Annotated in this window: 4 protein-coding genes; 3 read left to right on the forward strand and 1 reads right to left on the reverse strand. The window is 47.3% G+C overall.

The window, feature by feature from the left end; genetic code table 11:
* The first annotated feature begins 84 nt into the window (after positions 1 to 84).
* The 3 genes from HMPREF0240_RS06415 (at position 85) to HMPREF0240_RS06425 (ending at position 6844) form a co-directional block, all read left to right on the forward strand.
* Entirely contained in the window at positions 85 to 1038 is a 954-nt protein-coding gene (locus HMPREF0240_RS06415; protein WP_009002629.1) for a hypothetical protein, read from the forward strand.
* A gap of 348 nt (positions 1039 to 1386) precedes the next feature.
* Positions 1387 to 3720 (forward strand): zinc-ribbon domain-containing protein, encoded by a 2334-nt coding sequence (locus tag HMPREF0240_RS23330; RefSeq protein WP_050794488.1) that lies wholly within the window; start codon positions 1387 to 1389, stop codon positions 3718 to 3720.
* Between the two features lie 127 nt (positions 3721 to 3847).
* Positions 3848 to 6844, forward strand: coding sequence for a PAS domain-containing sensor histidine kinase (locus HMPREF0240_RS06425; protein WP_242833294.1), 2997 nt, complete (start codon positions 3848 to 3850; stop codon positions 6842 to 6844).
* Positions 6845 to 7018: 174 nt separating this feature from the next.
* Here HMPREF0240_RS06425 and HMPREF0240_RS06430 read toward each other — a convergent pair whose 3' ends face one another.
* Complete coding sequence (locus HMPREF0240_RS06430; RefSeq protein ID WP_242833295.1) at positions 7019 to 7873, reverse strand: FUSC family protein; 855 nt, start codon at positions 7871 to 7873, stop codon at positions 7019 to 7021.
* Positions 7874 to 8168 lie beyond the last annotated feature (295 nt).

Raw genomic sequence — 8168 nt, forward strand, 5'->3', positions numbered from 1 at the left:
TTTTTTACAATACGGACGGGCCTGTTTCTGATACCATTCTAGTACATTGTAAAATAAGTAAAAGAATGATGGAGGAATAGGACAATGAAAATGCTGAAACGAATAGAATATCAGGAAATACGTACATGGTTTCACAGAAATGCAAGACCGCTGGAGATGGCTGTGTGGAATTACTTTCATGAAAACGGACCGAGGGAGGCCGTTGCAGACGAACTGGCATATTTTCAGAATGAGGACGGTGGATTTGGGAATGCAGTGGAACCGGACGGATGGAATCCGGAATCTTCCCCATATGCAACGATGACAGCAGCCGTGCTTCTTAGAAGAATAGAGTTTATAGAGCATGCAGGTATAGATCATCCCATGGTACAGGGAATTTTACGTTATCTGGAGAGCGGGGTATACAGCGATGAAGACGGATGGTTCTTCTCAATCCCATCCAGTGACAACTATCCTCATGCTCCGTGGTGGGCGTTCAGCGAAGAAGAAAATAAACTGCAGAGCCTGGGTATAACGGCTGGTCTGGGCGCATTTATTCTACATTACGCTGAGCCGGAGTCGGGGGTTTACAAAAAGGCAATGAAATACACAGAGCAGCTTCTTGAAAAGGCCGGGGTAACAGAAGATTTCGGTGAAATGGGAGCCGGCGGAATGTGCATACTGTTGGTAGAAGTCCTGCAGAAAGGCCTGTTTCCGGCCATGGATTGCGGGAAACTTCTGGAGAAAATGGGAGCTGCCTCAAACAGCAGAATCGAACGGAATCCCGAAAAGTGGGCAATGTACACTCCAAGACCCTCCGAGTTTATTGAATCACCGGCCAGTCCGTTATATAAAGGAAACGAAGAGATTGTAGAGACGGAACTGAATTATCTTATAGATACACGCAATCCGGGCGGTGTATGGAATATTACCTGGAGCTGGTTCGACTTGGGTGAAAAATATACAAAAGAATTTGCAATAAGCGCAAATTGGTGGATGGGAATAAAGGCCATCGATAAAGTAAGCTTTTTGAAGAATTTTGGAAGGGTTGAGGTGTAAAAGGGGACGCTTTATAGAATCGCAGAACGTCAGACACCGCAGGAACCGGATATAGGGCGCCGGGAAAGCGGGGGCGCGGCAGCAAGCTGGAGTAGAAGCAAAAAAAGCAGAAAAACCGGGGCAACCTGGACACATCACGAGAAGCCTGGATGGCTTCTCGCGCTGGGTCCAGGGATTATTGTGATTCGGAATCACAATAATCACCCCGGTTTTTCTGCTTTTTTACTTTACTCCAGCTAACAGCCGTGCCCCCGCTTTTCCGGCTCCCCCCGCTCCCAACAGGCGTCCCTTCATGTTATACTGATTATAGTGGTATCACGCAGGATGCCCTCGGAGAGGAGAATACAGATGAAGATTTCTTTTTATGATTATTGCATGATGCACGGGAGAGAGGAAGTATTGAAACAGTGGGATTATGAAGAGAACGACCTGTCCCCGGAGACGGTGCCGAGCAGTTCGAAAATTGCTGTTGCCTGGGAGTGTGAGCGGGGGCATAAGTGGATGCTGCCGCCTGCGTGGCGGAACCGGTGTAAATATACGGATTGTCCTTATTGTTCTCACAGGCGCGTGTCCGAGGAGTATAATCTGGAAAAGATTTATCCTGATCTGGCGAAGTTCTGGGATGATAACAAGAATGAGACGACCCCGGACCAGATTCTTCCAAATTCCGGAAAGGAATTCTGGTGGAAGTGTGAGCATGGGCACAGCTGGTATAAGAGCCCGAATCAGCAGAAGGATTTTAAGGGATGCGCCTACTGCCGTAAAGAACTTGTAAATGAAGAATATAATCTGAAAGTGCTGTTTCCCGGAATAGCGGGGGAATGGGATTATGAGAGAAATGATCTGAGGCCGGAGAAAGTATATCCCTTCAGCGGGAAAAAAGTTTACTGGCAGTGCAGTTTTAATCCTATGCATAAATGGGCGGCATATATATCAAACAGGACGGGAAAATCACAGGGCTGTCCTGTGTGTAATAAACAGAGAAAGACCTCTTTTCCCGAGCAGACAATTTACTATTACATGAAAAAACTGTTTCCGCAGTGCAGCAACAGAACCGTGATCGATCATTTTGAAGTGGATGTATTTATCCCGGAAATCCAGCTTGGGATTGAGTATAATGGTGTCTATCATGAGATATATAACCGGGCAGATTATGATGCACGTAAGGCGGAATATCTGCGGGGTATTGGGATCGAGGTATTGACGGTCAGGGAGCAGACAGCAGATATGATACCCAAAGAGCAGGAAAAAACAGCGGATCAGGAGATTATCTGCCATGTTGATCATGCGTATAAATACATGGATCAGGTGATGGCAGATATTATAAAGTACATAAACAGCCATTACCAGCTGAATATAGTCATAAACGCCGATGTTGAAAGGGACGGCCGGTATATCCGTGCGCTTCTGGTAGAGGGGAAAAAGAAGAACAACCTGGCAGCCAGATATCCGGAGCTTGCGAAGGAATGGCATAAGGAGGCAAACTGGCCTATCACTCCGGAGATGGTGGAATATGGAAGCGGGACTGCTTATACCTGGCGGTGTGAGGTGGGGCATGTCTGGAAGATGTCCCCGAATAAACGGACGAACCGGGGGTACGGGTGTCCATTCTGTTCCGGACACAGAGTAAGTAATATGAACCGATTGTCTATGCAGTATCCGGCGGTTGCAAAAATGTGGGACACAGAGAAGAATGAGGGCCTAACGCCGGATGATGTATCGGTCGGCTCTCATACACTGGTAAGCTGGCGCTGTGAGAAAGGCCATACATGGGAGCGGATTGTCAGAGAAATGGTAAAGAGCGGAAAGTGTCCCTACTGCAGCAAGAGAAGATTTACAAGGGAGAACAGCCTGGCAGCGCAAAGACCCGAGCTGCTGGAACAGTGGGACTGGGGGAAAAACGAGGTCTCGCCGTGGGAGATATCTTATGCAGATAACGACCATGCATATTGGATCTGCGAAAAAGGACATTCATGGACGGGGAGAATATCCAACCGCAGCTGTCTGGGAAGAGGATGCCCGTACTGCTCTGGACACAGGGCCACAGAAGAGGAAAATCTGGCTGTCGTATATCCGAAATTGGCTGCTGAATGGAATTATGAGAAGAATTATCCGCTGACCCCAAAGGACGTGCGGCCAAAGTCAAATAAAAGTGTATGGTGGATCTGCCCTGCCGGGCATGAATGGGAGTGGAAGATCAATAACCGGGTGTCAGGCAGCAATTGTCCCAAATGTCGCACCAGATATGTGAGGGAAGGAAACAGTCTGGATAAAACACATCCGGAAGTGGCGGCCCGCTGGCATTATGGAAAAAATAAAATGCTGCATCCCAAAAATGTTTCCGCAGGTTCGGGAATGAAAGTCTGGTGGCAGTGTACAAAATATCCGCATCATGAATGGTCCCGGAGGATCGCTCATGAAGTGGAGAGCAAAAAGGGATGCCCATACTGTGCCGGGTACCGGGTGTGCAAAGAAAACTCGCTGGCAGCTCTGTTCCCGTCTCTGGTGAGAGAATGGGATTATAGCAGAAACGGTACATTACAGCCGCATGACCTGACCTTTAAGAGCAAAAAGCCTGTATACTGGATCTGCGAAGAGGGTCATTCCTGGAAAATGGATGCTTACGGCAGGACACAAGGGAATAAGACGTGTCCGCGCTGTGCTGGAGAGAAGCAGCAGTGAAATGCGATTTTCGTTGTGTTTTAACCAGGTATTCAGTATAATAAGAAACAGGTGATCACCTGTCAGATGCATTGGAAAAATAGTATGCCGGACTGGTTAAAATATAAAGAAAGCGGGTTTGAACAGCGTGAGTGTGAAAACAGACAGAGAGTATAATCAGTGTTTTAAAGATGTGGAAAACCTTGCCGGCAGTATTATGCACAAGCATTACTGCGAACATGATATGGAAGGAGAGCTTTTCCAGGACAAGACCGGCAGGCAGTCCTATGATTATGTCCAGGAGCGTCTGAAGGCTCTGGAAGAGGAAAAGAAACAGCAGAACCGGCAGATGGAAGTGATCATGTCATCCATTGCAGGCGGACTTAAGATCAGCAATGACGATGATACATATTCTTTTGCATTTGTCAGCCGGGAGGCTGCGGCACTGTTTGGATATACTGTGGAAGAGTTCCTGGAGGTTACGGGGGGGACTGCAGTAGGAGCTGCCTATCCGCCGGATCTGCACCAGGCGCTGGCAGATTGTGCCGAGGCATTTAAAGACGGCGGACTGACCTATTCCACTAAGTACCGTGTACGTTGTAAGGACGGCAGTCTGAAATGGATCATTGACAGCGGTAAAAAAGCACAGGATATAGACGGAAACTGGATGGTAAACAGTCTTTATCTTGATATTACACGTTCCGAGGAGGATGCACAGCGTCATAGAGAGCAAACGGAATTGCTGACAAGTATATACGATACTGTGCCCTGCGGAATTATACGTTTTATAAAGAGCAGCAACGGAAGCTACAGGCTGATTTCTCTGAACAGAGCCGTAGTATCGCTGATGGGGTATGACAGCATAGAGGAAGGAATGGGTGATTGGAAGGAAGGAATGCTTGGAGCAGTAGTGGAGGCAGACCGGCAATACCTTTATAATACTTATTATCAGCTGGAAAATATCGGTGACCGGCAGGACAGCGAATTCCGTGTCATGTGGAAAGATGGTTCTATCCACTGGATGGAAGGAACCAGCATGGTTGTGGGAACTACACCTGAAGGGGAAAAGATACTGCAGCGTACGGTCGTAGATATAACCCCAAGAAAGGTACTTCAGCAGCAGTTGGACCGGGAACAGGAGATGTATCGTGTGGCCATGGAGGCCAGTGCTGCGGTGATGTTTGAATATCATATGGATACTGACACGTTCATCAGCTATGAACCGATCACCGGAGAAGGGGTTCTCCGCAATGAAATAAAGGATTACTCACAGGCGCTGCTAAAGCAGCAGCTTGTGCATCCTGACGATATTCCTGGGGTAATAGACAATATCTGTAATGGGCGGACTGAAGTGTTTGAGGTGCGGTGTTCTACACCCAGAACAGGACCGGGCAATTTTATCTGGTACAGGGTAAATGGAAGACTTGTTATGGAGGAGGGAAAGCCATCCCGTGTGGTAGGCGCACTCTACAATATTCATAAGATGAAGTCGGAACTTTCGGAAAACAGCGAGCATCTCTATATGAACCAATCTGCGCTTCAGGCGATTAACGGAGTATATGTCAGTATTTTTTATGTGGATCTGGAGGCGGACAGTTATTATGCGGTACGTCTGCCGGAAGCGGGCAGCAGCGGCTCCCTTGCCAGAAGCGGTCCATATTCCAGCCAGCTCTGCAGCTACATTCTGAGGGACGTTAATCTTGCGGACTGGAAAAAGGTATCTGAAGTCTGCAAAAAAGAAGAGCTTCTTAGAGAACTGAACGCAGATAACAGGCATATTGAAGTTGAATTCCGGCAAAGACAGTCCGAGCTTTGGCTTCGTATGGAAGTGCACCTCAGGGAGGCAAATGAAGGCAGGCCCGATACTGCAATTATTGCGTTTCGGAATATCAGTGTGGAAAAACAAAAAGAACTGGAATATTACGAAGAAGAGAAGCGGGCAAAACATGCGCTGGAAGAGGCATATGCTTCTTTGAATACGGCAAATAGTGCAAAGTCCGACTTCCTTTCTAAGATGAGTCATGATATAAGAACCCCTATGAATGCAATCATGGGGATGGCAGCAATTGCAAAAAATAATCTGGGAAATGAAGAAAAGATCGAAGACTGTCTGGATAAGATTGACATATCCGGGGGCCATCTTCTTGAACTTATTAATAAAGTACTGGATATGTCAAAGATCGAATCTGGAAATATTACACTCAGTGAAGAAAAGTTCCGGATAGAGGATGTGCTGGAAGAGGTTTCATTGATTATCCAGCCTGATGCCGACAAAAAGAGGCTTAATTACCGAACCATTGTAAAAAAGCCGGAACATAGCTGGGTGCATGGAGATGCCGTACGTGTAAAGCAGATCCTGCTTAATCTGCTTTCAAATGCAGTTAAGTATACCAACGAAAGCGGATATATCAATGTCTATCTGGAGGAAAAGCTTACCGGCGAAAACGGGGTTGGATGTTATGAGATTATCGTTGAGGATGACGGCATAGGGATGACGGAGGAGTTCTGCAGTAAGATGTTCCTGCCCTTTGAGCGGGCAGAAGATTCACGTGTCAGCGAGATACAGGGTACGGGACTGGGGCTTGCTATCACCAGCAATCTGGTGCAGATGATGAACGGTACCATACAGGTGGAAAGCGAGTTAAACAAAGGTACCAGATTTATCGTTACAATATTCCTGAGACTGGCACGGGAAAAGAACGAATCCGATTCCACAGAGTCTTCAGTACAGCCCAGGGCTTATGATGGATTTCTGGCGGGGATGCGGGTACTTCTTGTGGAGGACAATGATTTGAACAGGGAGATCGCGGAGGAACTGCTGACAGCCTGCGGCCTGGAGGTTGAATGTGCAGCCAACGGACAGGAGGCCGTAGATTCTTTTTATGCCGGTGAACCAGGAACGTTTGCATTGATCCTGATGGACATTCAGATGCCTGTACTGGACGGATACGGGGCCACAAGAGCGATCCGGGGGCTTGCAGAGAACGGGCAGCGCCCGGATGCGGCAGAGATTCCGATTATTGCACTGACCGCCAACGCGTTTGCAGATGATGCTTACAGGGCAAAAAAGGCGGGGATGAACGAACATGTGTCGAAGCCTCTGGAGATAAAGCATTTGCTGGAGGTTATGCATCGGTGGGTGTGAGGGATGTATGTCCGGGCCGGCTTTTTATCTGCTGCAGATGTTATAGTAGCTGAGGGCGGTTTTGCAGTCATCTCCAAAAGAGATCCTGGAGTTTTGATACACAGGGGATAGAAAAGAAGGTGAATCCGTCTTTTAAAGATACATGGAATTGGGTAGCCGAATGCACAATGACACTTAGAGTGCATCCAGCGAATTTTGAATGAGTTTATCTTCCTGCAGATGAGCCTGTATAACCAGTGTATAATACAGCTGGGAATCAGGCTTTTCTGTATGTCTGATTCTGTCCCGCAGCTCTGTGACAGATTTATATTTCTTCCAAAGGGCACGGGTTGCCCTGTCACGGCCGTAGGGGAGAACAAGGCAGTTTAGTATATAGGCCGCAGCTGCACCTGCCAGTATGTAAGCGAGCCGAATCAGGAACATCCCGGACACAGCCTGAAAACCAAATGCATTCATAAAGACAGCACCACCGAGTGCACTGATAGTGGAGCAGGCATAGATTTCTGTATAGTCCGTAAAGTAATAAGAGAGATACCCGAAAAACATCATTATAACAGTCCGTCCGGCTGATGAGGGAACCAGAGAATAGATAATAACCGAGATCAGCCCCCCTGCGATTGTTGCGATGATACGTTTTTTTATTTTCTGGGGTACATCGTCTGCGTAAGGCAGTGATACTGAGGCCAGGGTAAACATCAGCCATTTGCCGTGGGGCAGGGCTAATAATTGTACAAGCGCCGTTGCACCGGCCAGAATCAGTGAAACGCGCAGCGCGTAGGCCCCACGCACAGAGCTCCACTCAAGGGCAGTCTGCAGCTGCATTTTCAGGGGAAGAGCCGTTTTACGAAAATGTGTTTTTCTCTGTGGATCGGACATATCCAGCAGCTTTTCATAGATTAATGTGAGATAATCAAATATCCGGGCAGCAGCCTCAGAAGACTTGATACGAACCTTTGAAGAATATGCCGGAGGCTGCAGCGTTGGGTTTTCTTGTGTCACATAAGCACGGTACAACGCTAACTGTGCCATAGTATACTGCAGCAGTTCTCTTTCCAATGTCATTAAGATAGCAAATATGAATGCCACCTTACCATGAAATCTTATAATTCAATGTAAAGTGACACTCTGGGTTAATGATATTTTCTGCTTTTAGACACTACAATTAAACAGATGTTTTCATCTGCTTAAATAGGGTGTATAATATATTTTGTGTTAGGCTCACCGGTATAGGAAACTTACTGCTTTCTTCTTATGATCGGCTTTGCGAGGGGCGCGACGGCCAGGTCGAACAGGGAGTATTTCTTTACTTATTAAAGCCTCAACA

Source organism: Clostridium sp. D5 (assembly GCF_000190355.1).
Classification (GTDB): Bacteria; Bacillota; Clostridia; order Lachnospirales; family Lachnospiraceae; genus Faecalicatena; species Faecalicatena fissicatena_A.